A 26,446-nucleotide genomic window follows, 5' to 3' on the forward strand; every position below is an offset into this window, starting at 1 on the left:
CCTTCGGGTTGGGTAATGCTGATGGGCTTTTGGGTGGTCCGGAGCGGGCCTGTGAGTTCAGGGTCGGTGTAGTTTCCATGCTCTTCAGGAATCGGCATGACGCCAAGATCAATCACCTGGGTGACTTCCTTGTTGACCACATCCACATACGCCACTAGCCCATCCACCGGGTGCGCCCAAGCGCTGTCCTCCGGGAAATCCTGCACGAAAGCCAGGCCCCGCAGGATCCGACGGCCGCGTTCTTCCTCGTACTCGAACACCCCCGCAGAAAGCGGGGCAACGCGGACCTTTTCAACCTCCAACCGACGGGCGGCAAGAGCAGCCAACCACCGCTCGTCCGTAGCCAAAAGCTGCTCGACCAGCTCAAATTCTTCCTCGATGACCGGCAGCTCGCCGGAGACTTTGGTATCAAGCTCCACCGCCGACAGGACCTCACCACGCGTGACGGAAACAAGCACATCTGTGGGAGCCCCACCGGAGATGTCATGGATAAACACCCGGAACCGCCGGTCCTCCTCGTGTTCCTTCACGCCGCGAGGGGGTTCGATCAGACCCAAGTACGCAATGCGATGCTGCGATTGGAGATGGCCCGCCCCGTGCAGGATTGAACGTATCTCATGAATCTCAGCGGCATCGGTCAAGCGGAACGCGGACGCAGTTTGGGTTGGTGCAAGAGTCATTTCGAGCCTTCAGTACGGACCGCGGACGGTCTTTTTATTCTATGCCTGTAGAGAATACGGGTCAGTGTTCTGGTTCACAAGAGCCTGATGCGTGTGAAATTTTTTTTCGACATATGTGGAAAAACGAGTGACAGTCGGTCCTCCCCGGGCATACTCTGTGTGATACGTCACGGCAGAACACAGGTGTTCTCACCGAACAACTTCTGACTGGCGGTATCCCATCTCCCGCTGAGGCCGAATACGCTCCGGCCAACATCCACGCCCTGGCAACTCCACGAGCCCCTGATGACCCCAAGCCGGGCTCGAGTGTCGGTTCAAACTTTCATATCCGGAGGATCCTCCATGTCCAAGCAGTCTCCCGTCCCATTGGCGGCCGGCCTTAGCCGTCGCACCCTGGGCGTTCCCGCACTTGTTTTCATGACCATTGCCGCCTCTGCCCCGCTCACCGTGGTTGCGGGCGGATATCCGAGCAACTTCGCCGTCACAGGCGTGTTGGGCGTACCGCTATCTTTCGTGGTCTTGGGCATGTGTCTCCTGTTGTTCACCGTTGGCTACTCGGCGATGAGTGCACGAATCCGTAACGCGGGGGCCTTCTACGCCTACATCGCACAAGGTCTGGGACGGACTACGGGCGTAGGCGCATCCTTCCTGGCACTTACTGCCTACAACGCTGTCCAAGTGGCCGTTTATGGCCTTTTCGGGTTTGCCTCATCATCCTTCATCAATGAAAAGCTAGGTTCCGCAGTGCCGTGGTGGGCGACAGCGGGTGTGGCATTCCTGGTTGTCGCATGGCTCGGCATCAACAAAGTGGACTTCTCCATACGCGTCGTCGCAGTGATGGTGGGATTGGAGTTCCTGGTTGTCCTCATATTCGACATCGCATCGTTTGTGGTACAGCCCGAAGGTGTATCGACGCTGGGGTTGGCTGCGGGGGACCTGTTCACTGACGGCGTCGGCGTCGTTTTGGCTTTCAGCGTCGCAAGCTTTATGGGATTCGAATCTGCCGCAATCTACAGCGAGGAAGCGAAGGATCCACAACGTTCCATTGCCCGGGCCACCTACATTTCGGTCATCTTGATTGCCGCATTTTACGCCTTCTCGGCTTGGGCCATGATGACCGGAATCGGCCCTAGCCAAATCGTCGCTCAATCTCGCGAGCTTGGTCCGGGTGTCCTTTTTTCCTTCCTGGCGGGAAACATGGGCAGCCTGATGGCTGACGTTGCCCAGCTGTTGTTCATCACCAGCCTCTTTGCTGCCCTGCTGGCCTTCCACAATGCCGTGGCCCGCTACTTCTTCTCACTCGCGAGGGAGAACGTCGTGCCGCGCAAGTTGGCGTATGTCAATCCGCGCACCCATGCCCCAGTGGCAGGTTCAATTGCACAATCCGTGATCGCACTCGTCGTGGTGGCCGGGTTCGCCGTTGCCGGAGCCAACTCCGACCTCGGAGTCTTGTACCCGGTACTCACTCTTTTCACGTGGCTTTCCAACGTCGCCGCTCTGGGCCTGGTTCTTCTGATGACTTTGGTCTCGTTCGCCGTCATAGGTTATTTCCGACCAAACCATTTCGGACACAGCTTGTGGACGCGAGCCATCGCACCTACGATCAGCTCGCTGGGATTAGCCACAATATTTGTCCTGGTCTTCACCAATTTCGAAGTCCTCATCGGAACAACGAACCTCCCCGCACTACCTGGGATCCTCACAGCGATCGCAATCATTCCCGGCTTCCTCGGCATTGCCTACGGTCTTTACCTGAGGTGGAGCTCACCTGAAATCTACAAAGGGATCGGGCACGGCGCCGACAACGCGCCCGCGTCCGATCAGGATGCTCCCAACCAGACGGACCCGGTCCCGGCGAAAGTCCGGTAACCGCCGCCAAGCTGCTCGGCGGTCGGCTGTGGCGCGACTTGCGCCCATAGCTATCAGCGAAGAACCTCATCGGACAAGCCATAGCGACGGTCGTTGAGTGGTGCAAGTCTTGCTTCCCGTTTTGGCATTACGCCGCTTGCACTCATCGGAGGGGCCTTGGCCTCGGGAAACACCGACGGCATTCTGGAAGCACGCATCTTCGACACGCTTCTTGGTTCAGTAGTCGCCGTCGTTGTCTTTGCCCTTTCAAGCAACGTGGTCACGTTGGTGAGGTCCAGGACGTGGCAAGCGCCTGACAAACCTCCTGTTGCGGGGCCCGCTCTGCGTCCCAAAGCCACGGGTTAGAACGCAGAGCGGGCCCCTCAACGCACGGGGCTACGAGACCAGGGCGCGGTACCGCGCGCGGCGGGCCTGCAGCCGTGGGAATCCCGAACCGGCCAGCGCTCCCGAACCGGCCAGCGCTTGAAGTTCGACGCCGATCACCTCACCCATGCGTCGGCAGAAGTCCACGGGTTCCTGGGCGGCATCGGGGCGTTCCTCCAACACCACGTCCACCACTCCCCTGCCCGCGAGCGCAGCGGCCGTGATGCCTTGGCTTTCTGCGAGCGCCGGGGCGTGCGACGTGGTCCGGTGGACGATGACGGACGCGCCTTCGGGAGGCAAGGGAGCAAGCCAGGCGTTCCGGGCGGCAAGGGTACGGTCCGCGGGCAACAGGGCCAAGGCTCCACCGCCGGTCCCCTGGCCGAGTAAGACGGACAGAGTGGGTGTTCCCAATCCAAGGAGGTCGTAGAGCGCCCGGGCGATCTCCGCAGCGAGCCCGCCTTCTTCGGCTTCCTTGGATAGGGCTGCTCCGGGGGTATCGATGACGGTCACCAGGGGAAGCCTGAGGTCTTTGGCAAGACGGATTCCGCGTCGGGCGTCCCTTAGGGAGGCCGGTCCCATGGATTTCCCCGAAGCACCGTGACGCTGATGACCGACCACCACGCAGGACGTGTTACCGAAACGGGCCAGGGCCACGAGCATCCCGTTCTCCTTGGCACCGTCACCGGCACCCCGCAGGAGAACCACGTCGCCGGCACCATCACGGAGCAGTTCCTCGGTTGAGGGCCTCAAGGGATCGCGCGACCGCTGCACTGCGTCCCACGCGCCGGTTTGTTGGGTTTCGGGCGCGGCCGCTTGCCCAAGCCCGGCAACAGCAGCACTCGATGAACCACTGCTCGGCGCCAGCAACAGATCCAGCACGCGGGCAAAGTATTCGCTGAGCCCCTCGGGAGGAACCACGGCATCCACGTGCCCGTGATCGAACAGATTTTCGGCGGTCTGGACACCGGGCGGGAAAGCTTCGCCATGCAGTGCCTCGTAAACGCGCGGGCCAAGGAACCCCAGCAGGGCGCCCGGCTCCGCTGCGGTCACGTGCCCCAGCGAGCCCCAGGATGCCATGACTCCGCCGGTGGTCGGGTGCCGCAAGTAGACCAGGTACGGAAGCCCGGCATTGCGGTGCGCTTGGACGGCAGCAACGATTTCCACCATGGCCAGGAAGGCGCTGGTTCCTTCCTGCATGCGGGTCCCGCCGGAAGCGGGCATGGCCACGAGCGGCAGGCCGAGTTGGGTTGCGCGTTCGACGGCGGCAACGAGCCTTCGTGCCGCATCCCGCCCGATCGAGCCGGCCAGGAAAGCGAAATCGGAGACCACGACGGCGACGCGATGGTTCCGTATCCTGCCCTCGCCGGTGAGGACTGACTCGTCGCTGCCGGATTTCTCCGCTGCGGCTTCCAGGTCTGCGGCGTATCCCGGTGCGGCAGAAAGGCCCACCACCCCACGCACCGGACTGTCCCACGAAACGAAGGTGCCGGCGTCGAGCATGTGCTCAAGCAGTTCCCGGGCGCCGAGGCGGCGACGCATGGCCATGGCGGTCATTCAGTCCTCCTCCCCTGTGGACAACCACTCACGAATGCTTGCGTCGTGCTCGTTGAGCAGCGGCGGTGCCGTGTGTAGGCGGCGGGTGGACTCGGCTCCGGCAACGTTGTCGAAGAAGCGCAGCGGCGGGCCGGGCAAGGTGACCGGGCCCAGGAGCGGGTGCTCGACGTCGAGCAGGAGTCCCTGTGAGGCGAGCTGTGGCCACTCGTAGACTTCCTTTAAAGACCGGACTTTGCCCGCGGGGATGCCCGCGTCGGCGAGCTTCGCGAGGAGCGGCTCAGCGTCGTACTCCGCGAACGCCGCTTCCACGACGTCGATAACGCGCGAGCGGTTACGCACCCGGTCCGCGTTGCTTGCAAGACCCTCAGCTGCCGGATCAAGGCCAAACGTGGACATGAAGGCTGCCCAGAGCTTTTCGCTGCCGACGCTGATCTGCACGCTCCCGTTGCGGCAACGGAAGAGTCCGTAGGGCGCGATGGAGGGGTGGTGGTTTCCCTGGGCCTCAGGCGATTCCCCGGCCACGGTGACTTTGGTTCCCTGGAAGGCGTGCACCCCGACGAGGGACGCCAGCAAGGACGTCCGAACCACTTGGCCCTGACCGGTCCGTTCGCGTTCGAGCAGCGCGGCCACCACCCCGTATGCGCCGTACATGCCGGACAGGAGATCGGCGATGGGTACGCCGACGCGTTGGGGGTCCTCGGGTCCGGAGCCGGTGAGCGACATGAGCCCGGCCTCGCCCTGGAGGATCTGGTCATAACCGCTGCGGTGGGATTCGGGTCCGTCATGGCCGAAGCCCGTGATGGACAGGATCACCAGCCGGGGGTTGATCGAGTGCATGGCATCGGTGCTGAACCCGAGCCGTTCCAGGACACCGGGGCGGAAGTTTTCCACCACCACGTCGGCGCGCTCGAGGAGTTGCCGCAGGGTGGTCCGGCCATCGGCGCTCTTGAGGTCCAACGCCAGGGATTCCTTGTTGCGGTTGCAGGACAGGAAATAGGTGGCCTGCGGATCGTCTTCGGGTCCAACGAAGGGCGGGCCCCAACCACGGGTGTCGTCCCCGGTGCCAGGGTTCTCGATCTTGATCACCCTGGCACCGAGGTCACCCATCATCATGGCGGCGTGCGGTCCCGCGAGGGCCCGACTCAGGTCCACCACGAGGCGGCCGGACAGGGGGCCGCCCGCTTCTTGTGGAACAGACTGCGGTGCTTCCGTGGCGCGGGTTTCGGTCAATGCTGAAGTCATGGCCATTCCTCCAAGATCAGTTGCCCAAGCGGGACAGGAGGACGGCGACGGCGGCCGAGACTCCGCCGGCGAGGGAACCTTCCAGCTCGGGGGCGAAGAAGGGTGAGTGGTTGACGGGGACAGCGCCGGGTCCGTCGAAGGCGGAGGCGGGCGTTCCGCCGAACATCCAGAACACGGACGGCACGCCAATCGCGGTACCCAGGTGACCGAAATCTTCGCTCCCCATCATCGGCGGGGTGACCTCAACGGACTCCGCCCCCAGCGCACCGCGCAGTGCCTCGAGAACGTAAGGAACGGCGTCGGGGTCGTTGAAGCACTGCGGGAAGCGGTACATCTCCTCAATCTGCGGGGTAGGCGCACCGGAGGCGGCGGCTTCGGCCTCGATGATGCGACGAACGGCGCCAAGGACCTGGCCACGAACGTCGTCGTCGAAGGTACGGATGTTGAGCGTGAACTCGGCCGAGGCCGGGATGATGTTTTCCTTGAGTCCGGCGTGGAATGTTCCAACGGTCACGACGGCGGACTTCCGCGGGTCCAGCTCACGGGACACGATAGTCTGCAGCCGCGTAACCATGTGCGCGGCCATGACGATGGGATCGATCGAGTCCTGCGGCTGCGACCCGTGGGACTGCTGGCCGTGGACAGTAACCCTGAGCGAATCCGCCATGGCCGCGACCGGCCCGCTGGAGATGGACACGGTACCCACCGGGCGGGGCATGACGTGCTGCCCGTACACTACTTCCGGCCGTGGAGCCTTGTCCCACAGACCGTCGTCGAGCATGGCCAAAGCACCTGCCGCGGTCTCTTCGCCGGGCTGGAAGATCAGTACCAAGGTCCCCGCCCACGCGTCCCGGTTGCCCGCGAGGATTTCGGTGGCTCCCAGCAGGCTCGCCACATGGGTGTCGTGGCCGCAACCGTGCATCACCGGAACTTCGGCGCCGTCCAGCATGCCCTTGTCCGTACTGGCGTACTCCAAACCCGTCGCTTCCTCGATGGGCAACCCGTCGGTGTCTGCGCGGAACGCAACCACGGGGCCCTCGCCGTTGCGCAGGATGCCCACAACACCCGTGCCACCGCAGCGGAAATGTTCCACCCCCAAACCGTCCAGTTGTTCTTCGATGAGTTGTGCGGTGGCGTGCTCCTGCATGGACAGTTCCGGGTGGGCGTGCAGGCGGCGGTACAGGGCATGGAGCTTGGTGGTCTGTTCGCTGTCGAGTTCCAGGGCGGTGGCGGTTTGGGTCATGGTGATCTTCTTTCTGGTGCGTTCTGGGGGTTTGCCGTGCGACTCGGGTTTACTCGATGTGGATGGGTTTGGCCGCTGCCACCTGCTTCCCGCGGAAGAACCATGCCAGGAGGATGGTGCCGACGACGGCGATGGCGGTGGACACCATGGCCAGCGACGGCACCATCGGCAGGACAACAAAGACGACGACGGCCGACACCAGTAGCGCGAAGACGGTGGTGCGGGGCTGCTTCATTGACACGATGGCCTGAACCAGTACCGCACCCAGGACGGTGGGCAGGACGTACAGCCGCGTGACCGTCAGCACCGACGGCGGAATGACGCTGATCAGCCAACTGCCCAGCAGTCCCACGAAGACGGCGAGCGACGTCAGGTGGACCACCGCCGCACCACAGATAGCCACGACGGCGGCAAGTTCGGCGCGCTTGCTGCCCGGCTTTGCGCCGATGTTCGTTTGGGCGATGAGCGCGGCGGGGAGGAGCTTGTTGGAGATGTTGCCGATCATGAACGCCTGGTACATGGCCGCAGGGCCGAGGATCGGGAAGTAGGTCAGCGGTTCGACGATCCAGATGATCCCGAACGTAGCGGCCACTGCGGCGAAGGCGATCCAGAGTTGGGCGGGTCCAATGTCCAGGCCGCCGGCGAATACGAGGTACAGCGGTCCGGCCACGGAGATCAGCAAACCCGCGATCATGGTGATTTGGCCCCAGCGGGAGGTGGTCCGATTGAACTCGGCCATGGCCGTGCCGGTGGTAGGAGTGATGGCGGCAGAAGTTGTGGAAGTCATGGGGATATTCCTTGTCTCTTGCTCAGTGCTCGGGAGCTCAGTGCTTACGGGAGCAGTGCTTGCGGGAAACGGGCTCAGGCGCCGGCGGCGAAGAAGGCCGCGCCGAGGCCGATGACGATGGAGAAGCCAAGGCCCCATTCCCTCAGCCAGCTCTTGCCGAGCTTGTTGGCGGGCAGCAGGCAAAGGCCCATGACCGCGGCGGAGACGAGGAACGAGAGGACATGGATCCAGGACTTGGGGAGCTCCGTAAGGCCGAGGCAAGAGAAAGCCCCGATCAGCGCAGCAGCGGGGACGATTGCCATCGCGGCGGGGTTCACGGAGCGGATCTTGGCGTCCCCCTTGCGCAGGAGCGGCGTCAGGATCAGGGTGGCCAGCATCCACATGGCCCCACCGATGCTCATGGCGAAGAAGGCAACGGCGAAGACGCTCTGTGTATAGCTGGCGTCACCAAGCTTGGCGCCCATGGAACCTGCGGCGATACCGGCAGCGGAGACATCGTAGGCGGCCGAACCGATCAGGCCGATCCGGGACAACACCGCCGGGGCTCCGAACAGGCCAAGCAGCGCAATGGCCACGAGCGAAACGGCCAAGGAGGGTCCGATCGCCGAGACGGCGCCGGAACGGAACGACGTTTTGATGTCCTGGGAGCTCATCTCCACCGAGGGAGCCGCCCGACGTGCCGCCTTCATGAAGATGGCGGACTGGATGATGATGACGCCGAAGACGCCGGCCACGCAGATCCACAGGACCGGGTTGTTGGCGATGGCCAGGATGTCGGTTGCGCTGTTGGACGCGAGGGGTTGAAGTGCCAGGGGTTGGTGCATGGAAACCTCCGGTGTAAGCCCCGCGCACTCCACAACCGAACCACTTTGTTACGGCTGTTTCCTGCTCCGGGGGCGAATCCACACCCATCGACCAGATCGGCCAGTGGGTTACGAACACCATCCGCTATGAGCCGGATCACACGCAATGGCTGACGGAATCAGCCATTGGATTGGCCGAAACGGTCAAACAGCACCGCGCCGACCCTCGAGGCTTCCACCAAGGGCATGTGACTCGGCACACTTTCAGGCAGCGAACATCCAGCAAAGGAGCACCATGCCCGAGACCATTGGCGAGCTGTCCGCCGTCGAACTCACCACCGCGATCCGCAAGAAGGACATCTCGGCGCGCGAAGCCCTGGCCGATCATCTGGACCGGATCGCGGACGTCAATCCCGCGATCAATGTCGTGGTGACCATTGACCCCGAGGGCGCACAGTCACTGGCGCACCAGGCCGACCAACTGACCGCCTCCGGGGCCGAACTGCCGCCATTGCACGGACTACCCATGACGCACAAGGACACCAACAACACCGCCGGGATGCGCACCACCCAGGGCTCGGTCGCCTTGCGCGACTTTGTGCCCGACGCCGACGACCTCATCATTGCGCGGCTCAAGGCGGCCGGCGTGGTCAGCAGCGGCAAGTCGAACGTCCCGGAGTTCGGCGCAGGATCACACACCTTCAACGACCTCTTCGGAACCACCACCAATCCATACGCGCCCGCGCTGAGCGCCGGCGGAAGCAGCGGCGGGGTTGCCGCCGTCGTTGCTTCCCGCGTCCAGAGCATCGGCGACGGAAGCGACATGGGCGGCTCGCTCCGCATCCCGGCTTCGTTTTGCAACGTGGTGGGTTTCAGGCCGTCGACGGCGGTCATCCCCATGCCGTCCGACGTCAACGCTTACGCGTGGCTGGGGCGGACCGGTCCGATGGCGCGCACCGTGGAGGACATTGCGTTGTTCATGTCCGTCACGGCCGGTCCGGATCCTCGCGTCCCCCATCCGGCGGGGCTTGACCCGGAGGTATTCCGCTCGTCGCTGGAAACGGACATGCGTGGCGTGCGGATCGGCTGGTCCCGCGACTTTGGCATTGGCGTGCCGGTGGAACCCGAAATCCTGGAGCACCTGGAACGGCAGCTCAGGGTTTTCGAGGAGCTGGGGGCGATCGTGGAGGAAGCCACTCCGGACTTCAGCGAAGCCGACCTGGTCTTCGGGAACACACGGGCCATGGATTTCGCCGCAGGGCTGGGACCCCTCCTGGAAAGGGCAGGGGACGTGATCAAACCTGAAGTGCACTGGAACGTGAACAAGGGACTCGCCCTGACTGCCCGGGACCTGATCGAAACCGCTGCTGCACGCACGCGTCTTGAAGCGGGCGTGCAGTCGTTCTTCGGCCGCTACGACCTCTTCGCGAGCCCCTGCGCGCAGGTTCTGCCGTTCGATGCGACGCTGCGCTACCCGGCCTCGGTCGCCGGGGTTCCTTCGGAGACCTATTTGGACTGGATGCGCTCAGCCTGCGTGCTGTCCGCCACCGGCCTGCCCGTGCTCAGCGTGCCCGCTGGGTTCAGCGCCGCCGGGCTGCCGATCGGGCTCCAGCTGGCGAGCAACCACTACACGGACATGCAGCTGCTCCGCTGGGGCCGGGCGTTCGAGCAGCAGACGGGGTACGCCGCCGTCGCGCCCGTCATCCCCAACGAGGTGCCAATCCTTACGACGACGTCCGCATGAACCGTCCGCCGCGCTTATGCGCGTCCAGGAGGACGGAGACATCCACGCCGGATGCGTACTGGACCCAACCCGAGGCCGTGATGAAGCGGTAGAGGGACGACATGTCTCCAACGGTGACATCCGCGATGACCTGGTAGTCCCCGGCAATCGCCGCAGCGTAGCGGACCATCGGAAGTTCGGCGAGGCTCTTGCCCAGTTGTTCGACGTGCAGCGGCGACGCCCTGATCCACAGGAGCGCTTCGACAGCGAGGCCAAAGGCCGCCGGTTCGATCACCACGCGCAAATGGACCTGGTTGTTGGCAAGGAGCCATTCCGTGCGTCGTCGGGCTGTGGCCTCCGACACCCCCACCCGGCGGCCCAGCGCCTCGAAGCTCATCCGACCATCGGCGCACAGCGCTTCCACGATTTCGGTGTCCTGCCTGCTCAGTTCCTTCTGGGCCTCCAGGATGCCCGAATCCAGGGTGAGTGGTGATCGGAGCGCCTCGGCACGGTCCGCGCTGAGGATCTCCGGCCGCCACCCCCGGATGGTGCGGAAGTATCGCAGCACCGGGTAGCTCGTTGAATCCCTGAGGCCAATGGTGGAGGGGAGCTCGTCTGACAGCACGTCAGCCATGTGCCTGGGGTCGGTCATGATCTCGGCCACGCAATCGCCAGTGCCCGTTGTGGTGTAAACGAATGTGATGTCTTTCCGCTGGGCCAGTGCTTTCGCTGCCGTCCTCAGCGTTCCGGGAATGCACCGCATCTCGAAGAGCACAGCCGCAGGCTTTGGCCGTACGCCAACCACCGCAACGGCTCCGGACTCCAACAGTTGGGAGCCCCGGCGTGCCACCGTTCGCTCAGCCTCCCCCAACACGGCAGCCATCTTGCGCCAAGGGCAGCGCGGATCGATCTGAAGGGCGGCCACGATCTGCCGCTCCAATGCGTCAAACAACACCGGGGGCGCTCCGTTCGTTCCGGTTGGAGCCCTGGGTTTCTTTCACGGGTCCACAGACAGAATATAGGTGGATGGCCAGTTCGAACTGCTTCCCGGGTGCGGCCCGTTCCCGCGCCAGGGCACCAACGACGGCGTCCGCCCCAGCCATGTACGACACCAGCAACCCGCTCGGCTACAACGAACACGTCCAATCACCGAAGGGGTAAAGACCCGCCCGCTCAACTGCAGTCAGTTGAGTAGCGCTACGCCGAACTCAGCGACGACGGCCCGCAATTCCCTGAGATAGCGTTGCGCTTGGTCGGTGAGCGGAATCGCGGCGTGGCCGATCCAGCCGATCTCGATGCGTTCGTCAACGTCGAGCGGGATGGCGACGATCTCCGGGTCGAGCTGCCCGCTGATGATGCCCGTCGAGATCGTGTAGCCGTGGAGCCCGATCATGAGGTTGAAGATCGTGGCCCGGTCAGAGACCCGGATCTCCTGCTTACTGGACAAGGTGGAGAGAATCTCCTCGGCGAAGTAAAAGGAGTTGTTCGCACCTTGATCGAAGGTTAACCGCGGCAAACCGGCGAGATCGGCGAGAGTCGCACGCTCTTTTGAGGCGAGCGGGTGGTTCCGTGAAATGAAAATGTGCGGATCGGCGAGGAAAAGCGGAGTGAACGCGAGCCCGGATTCCCGGAGCAGCTTGTCGATGACCTTCCGGTTGAAATCGTTCCGGTAGAGGATGCCTATCTCGCTGCGGAGCGTCCGAACATCCTCGATGATGTCCCAAGTACGGGACTCACGCAGCGAGAACTCGTATTCGGCCACATCAGTGGCCTTGACCATCCGGACGAAGGCGTCCACCGCGAACGAGTAGTGCTGCGTTGACACCCCGAGAAGACGTCGCCGCGGTGGCCTACCAAGGTAGCGCTGCTCGAGGAGAGCGAACTGCTCGACGACCTGCCTCGCGTAGCCGAGGAACTCTACCCCGTCGGCGGTAAGGGTGACTCCGCGGGCGGAGCGAACCAGGAGCGCACGGCCAACCCGGGCCTCAAGGTCCTTCATCGAGGCGGACATTGTCGGCTGCGCTACGAAGAGAAGATCGGCGGCCGCGGAGATCGACCCCTCAGCCGCAACTTCTATGAAGTAACGGAGCTGCTGCAGGGTCAATCCACTCGAAATCTGAGCCATAGGAAGATTCTATATGAATGCATAGTAACCACTAGTTACTTGATACCCACCGGAAGGCTGCACCATGGATACATCCCCTTCGGAAAGGCCGTCTCCGGCCCATCAACGGATTGGCAGCACATGGCAGACGACTTCACCTTCAGCATCACCACGACCCCCTTCGACGAGGACTACTCCCCGTCGGAAGGCTCGCGGATCACGACGAATTTCGCCAACCTGGCACGGGGCGAGCACCGCCAGGAGAACCTCCGCAACGCCTTGACCATGATTCGGCGCCGCTTCAACGATCTCGCAAGCTGGGACAACCCGGACCGGGACCGCTACACCCTCGAGCTTGAGATCGTTTCCGTGCAGATAGAGTTCACTGCCGAAGGTACGGATCAGCAGTTCCCCCTGTTCGAGGTTCTCGACATCCAGATCGTCGACCAGCTGAACGGGGTCCGCCACCAAGGGATCGTGGGGAACAACTTCTCCTCCTACGTCCGTGACTTCGACTTCAGCGTCGTACTGCCAGCGGCAGCAGCGGAGTCAGGCAAGCCCACCGTTCCCGAGAACTTCGGCGATCTTCACGGCAAACTGTTCCAGCAATTCCTCGATTCCCCGGCATGCCAGGAACGCTTCCCGCAGTCGCCTGTGGTGTGCATCAGCGTCTCCACGAGCAAGACGTACCGGCGAACGGAGAACCGTCACCCGGTCCTGGGCGTCGAGTACCAGCAGGACGAGTTCTCGCTGACGGACGCGTACTTCGCAAAGATGGGGCTCCAGGTTCGTTACTTCATGCCACGCGGCAGCGTTGCGCCGCTCGCCTTCTATTTCCGCGGCGACCTGCTCAACGACTACTCCAACCTGCAGCTCATCGGCACGATCAGCACCATGGAGACGTTCCAGAAGATCTACCGCCCGGAGATCTACAACGCTAACTCCGCCGCCGCCCACGTCTACCAGCCGAGCCTGGGAGAGCAGGATTACTCGCGGACCCAGATCGCTTACGACCGCGTCGAGCGCAGTCAGCTCGCGGTCACGCAGGCGAAGTACACGGAGGAACACTTCATCACGCCCCACAAGGATCTATTGGACCAGTGGACCGCCAAATACCCCGCTCTCGTCAACTGACCCACGGAGAATCGTCAATCATGAACACACTTTTGCCCACCACCGTTGTCGGAAGCCTGCCGAAACCATCGTGGCTCGCACAGCCGGAGACTCTTTGGTCCCCGTGGAAGCTGGAGGGAGATGCGCTGCTCGAGGGCAAGCAGGATGCGCTGCGCATCGCAATCCACGAGCAGAGCCGACGCGGCATCGACATCGTCAGCGACGGCGAGCAAACCCGCCAGCACTTCGTCACGACCTTCATTGAGCATCTCAGCGGGGTCGACTTTGAACAGCGCAAGACCGTGCGCATCCGCGATCGCTACGACGCGAGCGTGCCGACCGTCGTCGGACCGGTGCGCCGCGAGCGGCCGGTTTTCGTCGAAGACGCAAAGTTCCTCCGCGCGACCACCGACCGGCCGATCAAATGGACTCTTCCCGGTCCAATGACGATGGTGGACACACTCTACGATGACCACTACAAGAGCCGCGAGAAGCTGGCCTGGGAGTTCGCCGCGATCCTGAACCAGGAGGCGAAAGAACTAGAGGCAGCCGGGGTGGACATCATCCAGTTCGACGAGCCCGCGTTCAATGTCTTCCTCGATGAGGTCAAGGACTGGGGCGTGGCCGCGCTTGAGAGAGCGGCCGAAGGACTGCGCGCGGAGACCGCCGTGCATATCTGCTACGGCTACGGGATCAAGGCGAATAATGACTGGAAGGCGACGCTCGGCTCACAGTGGCGGCAGTACGAGGAAACGTTCCCGCTGCTTCAGAGCTCCAGCATCGACATCATCTCGCTGGAATCCCAGAACTCCCACGTGCCCATGGACCTCATCGAGCTCCTCCGCGGCAAGAAAGTCATGCTCGGGGCAATCGACGTCGCAAGCGAGACCATCGAGACCCCGGAGGACGTCGCCAACACCCTCCGCAAGGCCCTGCAGTTCGTCGATGCGGACAAGCTCATCGCCAGCTCCAACTGCGGCATGGCACCGTTCCCCCGGGACGTCGCACTGGCCAAGCTGAGTGCTCTCAGCGCAGGGACGAACATCATTCGCGAGGAACTCGCCCGCTCCGCCCCCAGGGTGTCCTAACGATGTTTCACGCCTACCCCGCAGACACCTGGCTCGAGGCTCCGAAGCAAAGCTTCCCGTCCTCCCTCTCGGCCGACGAATTCAAAGCACTGTTCCGTGGCCACCCGGGAGGTGTCGCCGTTATCACGGCTGATGCCGGCGAAGGACCGGTGGCACTGACGGTATCGTCGGTCGTGTCAGTGAGTGCGGAACCTCCGTTGCTGATTTTCTCGGTCTCGGCACTGTCCTCCGCGTCCGTGGTGCTCTCGCGCGCCGAAACCGTCGTCGTGCACCTGCTGGACGCACACGACGTCGACTTGGCGAAGTTTGGCGCGACCCCCGGCGTCGACCGCTTTGACCAGACGCACCGATGGTCGGCCCTTGCAACCGGCGAAGCCGTGTATAACGATGTCCGCGCCTGGGTGCGCTGCGCCGTCATCAATCGTATGGAGGTAGGGACCTCCACAATCATCGCCGTTCACGCCCTGGAGTCTCGCGTGATGCGTGACGTCCACGCGGGCGAACCCGGTGACGCTCTGGTCTACCACAACCGTTCATGGCACCGTCTGGGCGAGCATTCCAAGCTTGAAGGCTGAGCGCCCGCGCCAACAATGCGAGGCGGCAAGCCGAACGGCTCACGACGGCGGGAGGTGACTCCCGCCGTCGTCCTCGTTAACATCGGACGTCCATCGACTTCCTGAATGGCCCGGATGCAACCCTGGTGTGCACGCATGCGACGCCTCGGTTTGCCCTCAAGAAGCACCCACCGAAAGCGTTTTGACGGTACTGGCGATCGATGAGTTCCATCATGTCTCCACGCTCCAATGAAGCTGTGTGAGCAAGAAATCCGGAACCCGCTCTCCCACCCAAACTGAACTGGCCGCACCCGGCGGCCAGGCACCAACCGGGCCTCCAAATCAGAGACAAATGTCAAGCTTTGTACACACGTAAAAAGCAAAAACCCCTCTGACGAGGGGCTATGCCGTGCCCGAGGTGGACTCGAACGGGATTCCGGCCCGCGTGAACACTGGGAAGTGGCAGGAACATGAGGAATCCGGGCCAATACGATGGTGTACGAGCCAGTCCAAGGTGGAAAATGTTCACATTGTCCACACCACTTTTTTGCTCGATCTCCCACGGAGGAACGGACAACCGTTCTCCGCACACTCGGGCCGGCGCCAATAAATAGGTGCCGCCACATCTGCAGATCGTCCGGCTCAATCTCACGCTTTCAGCCCGCTGGGACCCTCCTGATTCGATGAGGGCGCAGCCTCCGGGGCATGACTCCCACGAATCCGTCGAACAACCCAGAATCCGGCCACACTCCGCCCCGCAGAACGATGAAACACCTCGCCAAGCTCCCTGAGTTCCCAGGGTGCGCCCAGAAGACACTGCAACGTTGGTATGCAACAGTGTCATGTATGTGACGGAAACGTGAAGAAGCTTCGACGAGAGACCCGTAGCGAGCAAAGAATATGTTTGACAACAAACCAACCCTAGCCCCACGCTGTTGCCTAAGGCGAGACTTGATGATCATTGCGGAACAGCACGCGGGGGTCGTTGTCACACAAGACTTCTCGGTGCGGCAGGCACCGGACGGTCCCTCCCGATGGGCTCTTCCCCGACGCACGTTTACGGTGCAATAGGAAACTTTGAACCGGCCCGAGCCGACGGCGGCCTCGGCCAGATGAAAGGAAGAAAAAATGACCGATCCCCAAGAGCATCCCCCAGTCCCCACTCCCGGGAGCGCGCAGGGCTTGAACCCGAAGGTGGAGGGCGGATGCCCGGTGGCCCATGGCAGTGCCACGGACCAGGGCAGCGAAAGTGAAAACCCGGCAATCGATTCCCCCCGGCCCAAAGGCCACCGGCCGCGGACCAACCAGGACTGGTGGCCCAACCAGCTGGACCTTTCCGTGCTGCACACGCACGGCAAGTCAAGCAATCCGCTGGACCCGTCGTTCAGCTACCGGGAGGAATTCCAGAAGCTCGACCTCGAGGCTCTGAAGCGTGACATCACCGAGGTCCTGACTACCTCGCAGGATTGGTGGCCGGCGGACTTCGGCCACTACGGTGGCCTGATGATCCGCCTGAGCTGGCACGCGGCCGGCACCTACCGCGTCCATGACGGCCGCGGTGGAGCGGGAGACGGCAGCCAGCGGTTCGCGCCGCTCAACAGCTGGCCGGACAACGCCAACCTGGACAAGGCTCGGCGACTGCTGTGGCCGGTCAAGCAGAAGTACGGCCAGAAGCTCTCCTGGGCCGACCTGCTGGTCCTGGCCGGCAACGTCGCCTTGGAATCGATGGGCTTCGAGACCTTCGGCTTTGCCTTTGGCCGCGAGGACGTGTGGGAGCCCGAGCAGATCTTCTGGGGCCCCGAAGACGCCTGGCTCGGTGATGAGCGTTACGTTGGTGAAGGCCAGATGTCCGAGGACGTCGGTTCCACTGAAATGGGCCTGATCTACGTCAACCCCGAAGGCCCCATGGGCAACCCGGACCCGGTAGCTGCTGCCGCCTTCATCCGGGAGACGTTCAAGCGCATGGCGATGAACGACGAGGAGACCTTCGCGCTGATCGCCGGCGGCCACACGTTCGGCAAGACCCATGGCGCCGGCCCCGCCGATGCGCATGTGGGCCCCGAACCGGAGGCCGCCAACCTGGAGGCGCAGGGCCTGGGCTGGCTCAGCACCTACGGCAGTGGCAAGGGCGCGGACACCATCACCTCGGGCCTCGAGGTGACCTGGACGGACATGCCGACTCAGTGGAGCAACCGCTTCCTGGAGATCCTGTTCGAGTACGAGTGGGAACTGGTCAAGAGCCCTGGCGGTGCTCACCAGTGGGTTGCCAAGGATGCTCCGAAGATCATCCCGGACGCGCACGACCCGGAGAAAAAGAACCGACCCACAATGCTGACGACGGACCTGTCACTGCGCTTCGACCCCGTCTACGAGGAAATCGGTCGCCGCTTCCTCAAGAACCCGGACGAGTTCGCCCTGGCGTTCGCCAAGGCCTGGTACAAGCTGCTGCACCGCGACATGGGACCCGTTGGCCCCCACATGCTGGGGCCGTGGGTTCCGGAAGCCCAGCTGTGGCAGGATCCCGTTCCCGCCGTCGACCATGAACTGATCGACGAGCACGATATCGCTTCGCTGAAGGCCCAGCTGTTGGGCTCCGGGCTGACCATCCCCCAGCTCGCGGGTACGGCCTGGGCCTCGGCAGCCACCTACCGCAAAACGGACCGGCGCGGCGGCGCCAACGGTGCAAGGATCCGCTTGGAGCCGCAGCGCAGCTGGGAAGCCTCCGAACCGGAGCAGCTGGCAACCGTTCTTCCGGTGCTCGAACGTGTGCAGGAGGAGTTCAACTCTGCGCAGGCTGGCGGCAAGAAGGTCTCCCTTGCAGACCTGATCGTCCTCGGCGGTGCCGCCGCGGTGGAAAAGGCCGCTGCCGACGCCGGATTCCCCATCACGGTGCCATTCCGGCCGGGACGCACGGATGCCGCCCAGGAGCAGACCGACGTCGAATCTTTCCAGTACCTGCAGCCCAAAGCTGACGGGTTCCGCAACTACCTGCGGCCCGGCTCGAAGCTCCCGCCCGAGAGCCTCCTGCTGGACAAGGCCTACATGCTGGACCTCACCGCACCGGAGATGACGGCGCTGGTAGGCGGCATGCGCGCGCTGGGCACCAACGTGGGCGGTTCCAGCCACGGCATGCTGACAGACAAGCCACAGGTCCTGAGCAACGACTTCTTCGTCAACCTGCTCTTGCCGGGCACCAAGTGGAGGGCGTCGGAGTCGGAGGAGAACGTCTATGAGATCACCGACGTCGCCACCGGCGAGCTGAAGTGGACGGCCACCCCGGTGGACCTGGCATTCGGGTCCAACTCCCAGCTGCGCGCCCTTTCCGAGGTCTACGCCAGCGAAGACGCCAGAGAGAAGTTCGTCAACGACTTCGTGGCCGCGTGGGCCAAGGTCATGGAGCTGGACCGCTTCGACCTCAAGTAACAAGATCAACTGAACAGTGGTGTCAGGGCCGGTTGCAACTGCAGCCGACCCTGACACTTTTCGAAATCTAGTGTTCAGCGGGGAAGCTGACCTGGTCTACCGACTGGTACTGCCGCGCCGGAGCGCATCCCGGCCAGGACCTTCGCGTCGCTCTGCGATATTCTGGACTGCACCCCAAACGACCTGTTCGAACCGTTCGTGGAGATGCGCCGCCGCGGCGACAGCGAATGCACCACAGCGCAGCGAAGGCATCGGAATCCAGCCCCGGTAACCTGATCGCCAAGCGGATCCGACTCGTCCGTCCAGAAGACGGTGAGTAGGCCACGCACACCGGAGGATCCCATCCGCTGGGCAGACCCCTGCGCCCGGACAAGCTCCACCTAGAAGCCGCCGTCGGCACCTTGGTTGATGTCTTCGAAGAAGGCTTTGTACATAGTCGCATCGATCGATAGCCGCAGCCATCGGATTCAGACCTCTGGGTTGAACGACGCCGCCATCTAAACGGATCCGTGGGCATACCCCCACCCAAACTAAACAGGCCGCACCCGGCGGCGACACCCACCACTAGTCTGAAGCCCTCGTCAGTTGTGAAGTTATGACGGTAGCCGTTGATCCATAGCAGGAGCACCATAATCGTCCACGCAGTCCGTTTGTTCCCATCAAGCAGTGGATGGAACCGCGCGACCGACTCAAGCAAAGCAGCCGCCTTCACCGCTAGTTCCGGATAAGCTTCCGCGCCCCTTACGGTTGTCGCCGGCCTGGTCAATGCCGACGCCAACAAGCCGACGTCGCGGATCTGGAAGCCATAGCGATCTACAACTTGAAGCGCGTCTTCAATTTCCAGGTAGGCGGTCACGCGTCCTCAAGGCGAGTGAGCAACTCAGCATCATGGCTCATGACAAAATCCAGACCCTCAGTAATCTCGCGCCTACGAGCATGGCGCTGCAAAACCAACTCGGCCCCCTGCAAGAGAAGCGCGGACTTGGACGTGTGTTCTTCAGCGGCCAGCTTCTCCAGCCGACGATCGAGCTCATCAGGGACGCTCAGATTCATAGCCATGAACCCACGGTACCAAAACGGTACCCCTTGCGCTCCGGACTAACTTCCCCACGCCGAGGGATGTAAACCGACAATGGCGCAGCTCAATGGTTACGCTGCGTCCGCGACGCTGGCACAACAATCGTCTCGCACGCTCGATCCCCAAAATCGGCGCAATCCGGTCATGGTGAGGGCAGGTCAAGCGTCCATGGATGTCTGGAGGCCCAGCAGAACGGGCCCCGTCAACAACGGTCAAGAACGCACGAGGAGCCAGGGCCATGAATGCTCTCACCATCAAGGACCCCGCGGACCTGCTTAGCTTCATCGGGCAGACCCTCCGGTTCTGGCCACAAGAAAGCCTCGTCTGCGTCACCCTCGACAATGACAAGGTCGGCGCCACCCTCCGCATCGACCGCCTCCAACTCGCCCTCGACACCGACCCCGACTACCGCTTCGCAAGACTCAGCGACCACGTGCTCGGAGCCGGCATTATCGCCGGCTGGAACACCAACAGAGACACCGGCCACAAAGCCCGCCTGGATATGCCGTAATCAGAGCGGTGGGAAGCCATAGAGGCCGGCCACTGTCTTACTGGGCGGCGTCGAAGCCCGCGAGCAGGCGTCGAGATGCGGTTTCCATGTGGGCGCGCATCGTCTTTGAGACAGCCGCAGGGTCACGTGTTTCAAGTGCCTTAAGGATGGCCGCGTGTTCCTTGAGCGCGGCTTCTGCATGGCCTTCATCCGTCAGTGCCCGGTCAACCCAGATCCGCAATAGCGAGCGGATGCTCTGCAGGAGCTCTTCGAGGACCGTGTTCCCGGAGGCCTTGGCGATCTCGCGGTGGAACAACGCGTCGGCCTCAACGAAAGCTGTGAGGTTGTCCAGGTTCTTTTCCATGGCGTCGAGGTTGGCTCGCATACGTCCCAATGCCTCTTCCGTGACTCGGAGCGCCGCTAGTTCCACAGCCTGAACCTCCAGCCCGCTCCGCAGTTCGACCAGCTCGCGGGTCCTGGGCTCGCCAAGCATGAGTCCCCAGCTGAGCGTTCGAGGCAACAGTTCGGAGACGCCGTCGCGCAGGTACGTTCCCGAACCGGGTCGTACAACGACGATGCCGAGTATCTCCAGTGCGGCCAGTGCCTCGCGCACAGCTGAACGGCCGACGCCAAGGGAAGTCGCGAGTTGGCGCTCAGCGGGTAGGCGCGTACCCGGCGCGATATCGCCGCTCGTGAAGTAGGCGAGCAGCCGCTCCGCTACCTCAGAAACAACGGAGCCTTGCTCCATGGGGGCAAGAGCCGCCGTCATATGGGCCGCTGCTGCGGCGGAGTTCGCTGACACCTTCACAGCGTAGCAACCGGATGACCAATCCTTCGGTTACGGATGCGAAGAGAAATATGTCAACCGGTTGACCAATTTACGATCCCGCCCTATGGTTTAAATCACAAGCTTCCCCAACGCCGACCCGTACCCGGCAAGGACACGAATCAGCCCAGCGGATCCAATGCAGGAGCCGCAGGGATACCAACATCTAGGAGTCAATGTGGACACCACACAATCGGTGGTCGAAAAATCCGCAATCAAGAAGGTAGCTATCCGGCTGGTGCCGTTCGTCGCCCTGATGTTCTTCATCAACTACCTGGACCGCACAGCCATCTCGTTCGCCGGCCCCAACGGCATGAACAACGATCTGGCCCTCTCGGCGGCCCAATTCGGCTTCGCCTCCGGAGTCTTCTTTATCGGCTACATCCTTCTTGAAGTCCCCAGCAACCTGGCCCTGCACAAGTTCGGCGCCCGCCGCTGGCTTGCCCGCATCATGGTCAGCTGGGGCATCGTTTCCCTCCTCTTCACCTGGGTGGGAAATGTGGAGCAGCTTTACATCCTGCGCTTCATCCTGGGCGTGGCAGAAGCCGGATTCTTCCCCGGCGCCATCCTCTTCCTGAGCCTCTGGGTTCCCTCGAAGCACCGCAGCAAGATCCTTGCCCTCTTCTACTTGGCACAGCCCCTCACCACCGTCATTGGCGCCCCGCTTGCAGGCGCCCTGATCCAGCAGCACGGCGTGTTCTTCGGCCTTGAGGGCTGGCGGTTCATGTTCTTCGGCGTTGCCATCCCCGCGATTGTCATCGGCATCGCCGCCTGGTTCTACCTGGCCGACTCCCCCACCAAGGCCAAGTGGCTGACGTCCGAGGAAAAGACCTGGCTGACCGGCGCCCTTGAAAAGGAAAAGAAGGAAACCGCAGCCAGCAACAAGCACGTCAGCGTGCGCACCGTGTTCGGCAACGGCCGGGTCTGGATGCTCTCCCTGATCTACTTTGGCTTCATCTACGGCCTCTACGCGCTGGGCTTCTTCCTGCCGACGATCATCGCCGGCTTCGAAGGCCTCTACGGCACCAAGTTCGATGTCTTCCAAAAGGGCCTGATCACGGCCATCCCATATCTGCCGGCTGCTTTCGCGCTGTACTTCTGGTCCAAGGACGCCACCAAGCGCGGCGTGCGGACCTGGCACATCGCACTCCCAGCGCTCATTGGCGGCATCAGCATCCCGCTGGCGCTGTTCGCTGGATCCCCGGCAGCAACCATCGCCGTCATCACCATCACCGCCATGTCCATCTTCGCGGCGCTACCCAACTTCTGGACAGTGCCAACACAGTTCCTCACCGGTGCAGCAGCTGCGGCAGGCATCGCACTCATCAACACAGTGGGCAACCTTGCAGGCTTCAGCGCCGGCTACATCACGGGCTGGCTCAAGGACCTGACAGGGGGCTACACGGTTCCCATGTTCGTCGTCGGAGGCTTCATGTTGCTCTCCTCGATCCTTATGGTCACCCTCAGCCGTCAGCGCAAGGCTTCTGAAGGCATCCCCGCCGAGGCCCTGGATCCCCAGGGCGCTGGACACCACGCAGAACCCTAACCATCCCCTTGGAGTTTGTGTACGGCAGTTGCCCTCTGGCGACGTCTGGTCAGGGCATCTGCTGTACACAAACCCGCCGGAAGGCACCGACTTTCCATCCATAGCTCCAGGAGCCCCCGCATGACCCGTTTGTTCAATGAACCCGCAGCTTTCGCTGACGAGATGATCGAAGGATTCGTCGCCTCGCACGGCCGTTGGGTACGGCGCGTCTCCGGCGGTGTCGCCCGCAACACCCGCAGCACTCCCGGCACGGTCGCGTTGGTCATCGGCGGCGGATCGGGCCACTACCCCGCGTTCGCAGGTCTGGTTGGCCAAGGCCTGGCCCACGGCGCCGCATTGGGAAACCTTTTCGCTTCCCCCTCTGCCCAGCAGGTCTACAACGTGGCCAAGGCCGCGGACAACGGCGGCGGCGTGCTCCTGGGATACGGCAACTACGCCGGCGATGTCCTCCACTTCACCCAGGCACAGGACAAGCTCCGCGCCGAAGGCATCGACTGCCGCAGCATCGCCGTCATCGATGACATCTCTTCCGCGCCCCTGGCAGAACGGCACAAGCGCCGGGGCATCGCCGGCGACCTCACCGTTTTCAAAGTGGCCGCGGCCGCCGCCGAGGCTGGCTACGACATGGACGGCGTCATGGAGACCGTCCGGCGCGCCAACGAGCGCACACGCTCCTTCGGCGTCGCTTTCACGGGGTGCACGCTGCCGGGGGCACCGCAGCCGCTCTTCACCGTCCCGGCAGGACGCATGGCGGTGGGCATGGGTATCCATGGCGAACCAGGCATCGGCGAAGCGGACATCCCGACGGCGGACCAGCTCGCCGAGCTGCTGGTCAAGGACCTCCTCAGCGAGGTCCCCGACGGCCTCATCGTGCAGGGCGCACGCGTGGTGCCGATCCTCAATGGACTCGGCAGCGTTAAATACGAGGAACTCTTCGTGGTCTACCGTCGCGTAGCCCAACTACTCGCCGAAGCAGGCATCGAAGCAGTCGACCCGCAGGTGGGCGAACTCGTTACGAGTTTCGACATGGCCGGAACCTCCCTGACCCTCTTCTGGCTGGATGCCGAGCTGGAGGAACTCTGGCTCGCTCCCGCTGACGCCCCGGCCTTCCGGCGTGGTGCAGTGAGTGCCCAAGCGCTCGACGCCGAAAAGCTCACCCAGGCCGCGGAGGTGCAGTCCGTGATCCCGGATGCCTCGGACGAATCCCGCCAAAGCGCCCCCGCCGTTCTCGCCGCACTCGAAGCTGCCAAGTCCGTGGTGGACGCCAACGTCGCTGAACTGGGCCGCATCGACGCGATCGCCGGCGACGGCGACCACGGCATCGGCATGGAACGCGGACTCCACGCCGCTGTCGTTGCCGCGGCAGACGCCGTCGAACGCGGGGCCGGCGCCGGAACGGTCTTGAACCTGGCCGCGGACGCCTGGGCCGACAAGGCTGGCGGCACCTCAGGCGCGCTGTGGGGCATGGCCCTGCGCGCAGTCGGGCGTTCGATCGGGGACGTTGACCGTCCGAGTGCAGAAACAGTGGCCGCGGGCGTCGCCGAAGCGAAGCGCTCCATCATGGACTTCGGCAAAGCCAAAGTGGGCGACAAGACCCTGGTGGATGTGTTGGCGCCGTTCAGTGACGCGCTCACCGCTGCCGTGAACGGCGGGAGCTCCCTGCATCAAGCTTGGGGCGCCGCCACAGCAACCGCCGAACAATCCGCAGAGGCCACGGCAAACCTGCTCCCCCTGATGGGTCGAGCCAGACCACACGCTGAAAAGAGCCTGGGAACACCCGACGCCGGAGCCGTTTCGATGGCCCTGATTGTCCGGGCCATCCACAACACCCTCGTCGAAAACAACGTCGAAAACGACGTCGAGAAGAACACTGTTAAGGAGAACGCATGAGCGCCAAACTGCGCCTGGTCATCGGATCGGACGACGCCGGATTCGAGTACAAGGAAGCCCTGAAAGCCGACCTTGAGGCGAACGAACTGGTGGAGTCCGTCACCGACGTCGGAGTGGACGCTACAAGCCACACTCCCTATCCGTCCGTGGCGATCGCTGCCGCTGAACTGATCGCGGCCGGAAATGCCGACCGCGCGCTCCTTGTCTGCGGCACGGGCCTAGGCGTGGCCATCGCCGCCAATAAGGTCCCGGGCATCCGTGCTGTCACCGCCCACGATTCCTTCTCCGTGGAACGTTCAGTCCTTTCCAACAACGCCCAGGTCCTTACCTTCGGCCAGCGCGTTGTGGGCCTGGAGCTCGCGCGCCGACTGGCCAAGGAATGGCTCACCTACACCTTTGACGAAGCTTCCGCCTCGGCCGAAAAGGTCACGCTGATTAAGGACTACGAAGGTGTCACTTCCTGCTAAGTCATCGCACCGCAAAGCAGTAATCGGCGTGAGCCTGAAGATGTACTTCGGCTATCAGCGCTCCATCGACTACTGCCGCGACGTCGCCACGATCGGCTTTAAGCACCCGGCCGTGGTCAGCGGTGACATCGAGCTGTTCGTCCTGCCGATCCTCCCGGTCCTCCCGGAGGCAACCCGGCTTCTGGGCGCGGCCGGCGTAGGTACCGGCGCGCAGGACATCTTCTGGGAAGACGAAGGCGCCTATACCGGCGAAGTCGGCGGCAAGACCGTAGCAGAACTCGGCGGCCGCTACGTTGAGGTAGGCCATGCCGAACGTCGCCGGCTATTCGGCGAAGACGATCGGATCATCGGCCCCAAAACCGCCGCAGCCTACCGCAACGGCCTGACCCCTGTGCTCTGTGTTGGCGAACTGAATGCGGGGTCCCCCGAGGAAGCCATTGCACAGTGCACCGCGGACATCGACGCCTCACTCAACAGGGCCGCAAGCCTGGGTCCGACCCGCCGAACCATCGTGGCCTACGAGCCACAATGGGCCATCGGCGCACCGGAACCAGCCACACCCGGACACATCAGCGCCGTGGTTCGTGGCTTGGACGAGCACCTCCGCTCTTTGCCCGGCCAGTCGGACAGCCAGGTCATCTACGGCGGAAGCGCCGGACCCGGCCTGATCACCGAACTGGACCCCGCCGTCGCGGGCTTGTTCCTGGGCCGGTTTGCCCACGATCCACAAGCGCTGAAGACCATCCTGGACGAAACTGCGGCCCGCCTGGCCACAAGCGAGGCGGTGGCGGCATGAGCAACGGTACCGGTCGCATAGGTTTAAGCAGCTACGCGTTCTTCTGGCAGCTCTCAGACCAGGTCAGCGAACCCCTGACCATCCATGACACGCTGCGGAAATCCGCAGATCTGGGCGTGGACCTCTTCCAGATCTGCGATTACGCACCGCTGGAAGACATGAACGACGACGACCTCGCCGCCATCCGGGCAACGGCGGACGAGCTGGGGATCACCCTGGAACTCGGGACCAAGGGGATCCGCCCGGAGCACCTGCGGAAGTTCCTGCACATCGCAGGCATCCTGGGCTCAGACCTGCTCCGGACCATGTTCAATGTGCCCGGCCACTCGCCGGACACTGACGAAGCGGCAGGGATCTTCGCCGAAGTCCTTCCCGGGTTCGAGGCAGCCGGGGTGCGGATCGCGATAGAGACTTACGAACAGGTCCCCACCGAACGGATTCTCGATGTCATCAGAATCGTCAACAGCCCGTACATCGGCATTTGCAGCGACCCCGCCAATACCGTCGCGGCGCTTGAGATGCCCCGCGAGGTGATTGACGCCGTCGAGCCTTACGTCCTGAACATGCACATCAAAGACTTTGCGTTCAGTCGGAAGCAGGGATGGGTCGGGTTCACGTACTCGGGCGCACCCCTGGGCGAGGGTCTTCTGGACTACGACTACATGGTCAGGAAGATCCGGCCCAAAGAAAGAAACATCAACCAGATCGTCGAACACTGGCTGCCGTGGCAGGACTCCGAAGCGGAAACGATCCGCCTCGAAAACCAGTGGACCCAACAAAGCCTCGATTTCCTAAGGAGCAAATGAA

At 63.2% G+C, this 26,446-nt stretch carries 24 protein-coding genes and 2 pseudogenes; 15 read left to right on the plus strand and 11 right to left on the minus strand.

All coding sequences use genetic code 11. The features are described from left to right. Positions 1-680, minus strand: a pseudogene (locus tag ACFX4T_RS11905) (histamine oxidase); the annotation flags it as partial. Between the two features lie 342 nt (positions 681-1,022). Here ACFX4T_RS11905 and ACFX4T_RS11910 point away from each other — a divergent pair. Together ACFX4T_RS11910 and ACFX4T_RS11915 are read left to right on the plus strand one after the other, a co-directional pair. After that, positions 1,023-2,549, plus strand: a complete 1,527-nt coding sequence (locus ACFX4T_RS11910) for an APC family permease (protein WP_377652055.1) — start codon at positions 1,023-1,025, stop codon at positions 2,547-2,549. A gap of 93 nt (positions 2,550-2,642) precedes the next feature. Then, positions 2,643-2,894, plus strand: a complete 252-nt coding sequence (locus ACFX4T_RS11915; protein WP_377652057.1) for a hypothetical protein — start codon at positions 2,643-2,645, stop codon at positions 2,892-2,894. Between the two features lie 30 nt (positions 2,895-2,924). Here ACFX4T_RS11915 and ACFX4T_RS11920 read toward each other — a convergent pair whose 3' ends face one another. From ACFX4T_RS11920 to ACFX4T_RS11940, 5 genes are all read right to left on the minus strand, one after another. Beyond that, positions 2,925-4,466, minus strand: coding sequence for a carboxyl transferase domain-containing protein (locus ACFX4T_RS11920; RefSeq protein ID WP_377652059.1), 1,542 nt, complete (start codon positions 4,464-4,466; stop codon positions 2,925-2,927). Then, a complete protein-coding gene (locus ACFX4T_RS11925; RefSeq protein WP_254186098.1) occupies positions 4,467-5,708 on the minus strand; it encodes a CaiB/BaiF CoA-transferase family protein in 1,242 nt (413 codons plus the stop codon). 16 nt (positions 5,709-5,724) lie between these two features. Next, positions 5,725-6,951 carry an amidohydrolase gene (locus ACFX4T_RS11930; protein ID WP_216923556.1) on the minus strand — a complete coding sequence of 409 codons (1,227 nt, stop codon included), beginning with the start codon at positions 6,949-6,951 and terminating at the stop codon, positions 5,725-5,727. A 49-nt stretch (positions 6,952-7,000) separates the two neighbouring features. Further along, entirely contained in the window at positions 7,001-7,738 is a 738-nt protein-coding gene (locus ACFX4T_RS11935) for a hypothetical protein (protein ID WP_377652062.1), read from the minus strand. A 74-nt stretch (positions 7,739-7,812) separates the two neighbouring features. After that, on the minus strand, positions 7,813-8,562 hold the full coding sequence (locus tag ACFX4T_RS11940) for a DUF5058 family protein (protein ID WP_377652064.1): 750 nt from the start codon (positions 8,560-8,562) through the stop codon (positions 7,813-7,815). Positions 8,563-8,836: 274 nt separating this feature from the next. On the opposite strand from ACFX4T_RS11940, the gene ACFX4T_RS11945 reads away from it, so the two are divergent. Next, positions 8,837-10,285 carry an amidase family protein gene (locus tag ACFX4T_RS11945; protein ID WP_377652066.1) on the plus strand — a complete coding sequence of 483 codons (1,449 nt, stop codon included), beginning with the start codon at positions 8,837-8,839 and terminating at the stop codon, positions 10,283-10,285. Here ACFX4T_RS11945 and ACFX4T_RS11950 read toward each other — a convergent pair. Next, positions 10,266-11,219, minus strand: coding sequence for an Lrp/AsnC family transcriptional regulator (locus tag ACFX4T_RS11950; protein ID WP_377652068.1), 954 nt, complete (start codon positions 11,217-11,219; stop codon positions 10,266-10,268). The two genes, ACFX4T_RS11945 and ACFX4T_RS11950, sit on opposite strands and share 20 nt — an antisense overlap. 71 nt (positions 11,220-11,290) lie before the next feature. Here ACFX4T_RS11950 and ACFX4T_RS11955 point away from each other — a divergent pair, with 71 nt between their 5' ends. Continuing rightward, positions 11,291-11,425 carry a hypothetical protein gene (locus tag ACFX4T_RS11955; protein WP_377652070.1) on the plus strand — a complete coding sequence of 45 codons (135 nt, stop codon included), beginning with the start codon at positions 11,291-11,293 and terminating at the stop codon, positions 11,423-11,425. A gap of 22 nt (positions 11,426-11,447) precedes the next feature. On the opposite strand, the gene ACFX4T_RS11960 is transcribed toward ACFX4T_RS11955, so the two are convergent. Continuing rightward, on the minus strand, positions 11,448-12,389 hold the full coding sequence (locus ACFX4T_RS11960; protein WP_377652072.1) for a LysR family transcriptional regulator: 942 nt from the start codon (positions 12,387-12,389) through the stop codon (positions 11,448-11,450). A gap of 120 nt (positions 12,390-12,509) precedes the next feature. Between ACFX4T_RS11960 and ACFX4T_RS11965 the strand changes: the two genes are divergently transcribed. The 5 genes from ACFX4T_RS11965 to ACFX4T_RS11985 all read left to right on the plus strand — a co-directional run bounded on the left by ACFX4T_RS11965 (position 12,510) and on the right by ACFX4T_RS11985 (position 18,822). Continuing rightward, positions 12,510-13,502 (plus strand): DUF1852 domain-containing protein, encoded by a 993-nt coding sequence (locus ACFX4T_RS11965; RefSeq protein WP_216923540.1) that lies wholly within the window; start codon positions 12,510-12,512, stop codon positions 13,500-13,502. 20 nt (positions 13,503-13,522) lie between these two features. Further along, on the plus strand, positions 13,523-14,569 hold the full coding sequence (locus ACFX4T_RS11970; protein WP_223949095.1) for a methionine synthase: 1,047 nt from the start codon (positions 13,523-13,525) through the stop codon (positions 14,567-14,569). A 2-nt stretch (positions 14,570-14,571) separates the two neighbouring features. Further along, positions 14,572-15,144 carry a flavin reductase family protein gene (locus ACFX4T_RS11975; RefSeq protein WP_216923536.1) on the plus strand — a complete coding sequence of 191 codons (573 nt, stop codon included), beginning with the start codon at positions 14,572-14,574 and terminating at the stop codon, positions 15,142-15,144. A 1,107-nt stretch (positions 15,145-16,251) separates the two neighbouring features. After that, complete coding sequence (gene katG, locus ACFX4T_RS11980; RefSeq protein ID WP_377652076.1) at positions 16,252-18,546, plus strand: catalase/peroxidase HPI; 2,295 nt, start codon at positions 16,252-16,254, stop codon at positions 18,544-18,546. Between the two features lie 126 nt (positions 18,547-18,672). Continuing rightward, positions 18,673-18,822: a hypothetical protein gene (locus ACFX4T_RS11985; protein WP_377652171.1), complete on the plus strand. Its 150-nt coding sequence runs from the start codon at positions 18,673-18,675 to the stop codon at positions 18,820-18,822. Positions 18,823-19,174: 352 nt separating this feature from the next. Here the strand turns inward: ACFX4T_RS11985 and ACFX4T_RS11990 are convergent. Beyond that, positions 19,175-19,402: pseudogene (locus ACFX4T_RS11990) on the minus strand (type II toxin-antitoxin system death-on-curing family toxin); the annotation flags it as partial. Next, positions 19,399-19,605: a ribbon-helix-helix protein, CopG family gene (locus ACFX4T_RS11995; protein WP_223949093.1), complete on the minus strand. Its 207-nt coding sequence runs from the start codon at positions 19,603-19,605 to the stop codon at positions 19,399-19,401. The gene ACFX4T_RS11995 and the pseudogene ACFX4T_RS11990, both read right to left, overlap by 4 nt. Before the next feature lie 257 nt (positions 19,606-19,862). Here ACFX4T_RS11995 and ACFX4T_RS12000 point away from each other — a divergent pair, with 257 nt between their 5' ends. After that, on the plus strand, positions 19,863-20,135 hold the full coding sequence (locus tag ACFX4T_RS12000) for a hypothetical protein (protein ID WP_377652078.1): 273 nt from the start codon (positions 19,863-19,865) through the stop codon (positions 20,133-20,135). A gap of 37 nt (positions 20,136-20,172) precedes the next feature. Here the strand turns inward: ACFX4T_RS12000 and ACFX4T_RS12005 are convergent, their stop codons facing one another. Next, positions 20,173-20,916: a FadR/GntR family transcriptional regulator gene (locus tag ACFX4T_RS12005; protein WP_377652080.1), complete on the minus strand. Its 744-nt coding sequence runs from the start codon at positions 20,914-20,916 to the stop codon at positions 20,173-20,175. Positions 20,917-21,118: 202 nt separating this feature from the next. Here ACFX4T_RS12005 and ACFX4T_RS12010 point away from each other — a divergent pair, with 202 nt between their 5' ends. The 5 genes from ACFX4T_RS12010 to ACFX4T_RS12030 all read left to right on the plus strand — a co-directional run bounded on the left by ACFX4T_RS12010 (position 21,119) and on the right by ACFX4T_RS12030 (position 26,445). Continuing rightward, entirely contained in the window at positions 21,119-22,486 is a 1,368-nt protein-coding gene (locus tag ACFX4T_RS12010) for an MFS transporter (protein WP_377652081.1), read from the plus strand. 120 nt (positions 22,487-22,606) lie between these two features. Next, positions 22,607-24,376 carry a dihydroxyacetone kinase family protein gene (locus ACFX4T_RS12015; RefSeq protein ID WP_377652082.1) on the plus strand — a complete coding sequence of 590 codons (1,770 nt, stop codon included), beginning with the start codon at positions 22,607-22,609 and terminating at the stop codon, positions 24,374-24,376. Further along, positions 24,373-24,843, plus strand: a complete 471-nt coding sequence (locus tag ACFX4T_RS12020; RefSeq protein ID WP_216923515.1) for a ribose-5-phosphate isomerase — start codon at positions 24,373-24,375, stop codon at positions 24,841-24,843. Before ACFX4T_RS12015 ends, ACFX4T_RS12020 begins: the two co-directional genes overlap by 4 nt. Then, positions 24,827-25,639, plus strand: a complete 813-nt coding sequence (locus ACFX4T_RS12025) for a triose-phosphate isomerase family protein (protein WP_377652083.1) — start codon at positions 24,827-24,829, stop codon at positions 25,637-25,639. The genes ACFX4T_RS12020 and ACFX4T_RS12025 overlap by 17 nt, the downstream gene beginning before the upstream one ends. Then, positions 25,636-26,445, plus strand: coding sequence for a sugar phosphate isomerase/epimerase family protein (locus ACFX4T_RS12030; protein ID WP_377652084.1), 810 nt, complete (start codon positions 25,636-25,638; stop codon positions 26,443-26,445). Before ACFX4T_RS12025 ends, ACFX4T_RS12030 begins: the two co-directional genes overlap by 4 nt. The last annotated feature ends 1 nt before the right edge of the window (position 26,446 follow it).

The sequence above is a fragment of the Paenarthrobacter sp. YIM B13468 genome (assembly GCF_042788025.1).
GTDB classification, from domain to species: domain Bacteria; phylum Actinomycetota; class Actinomycetes; order Actinomycetales; family Micrococcaceae; genus Arthrobacter; species Arthrobacter aromaticivorans.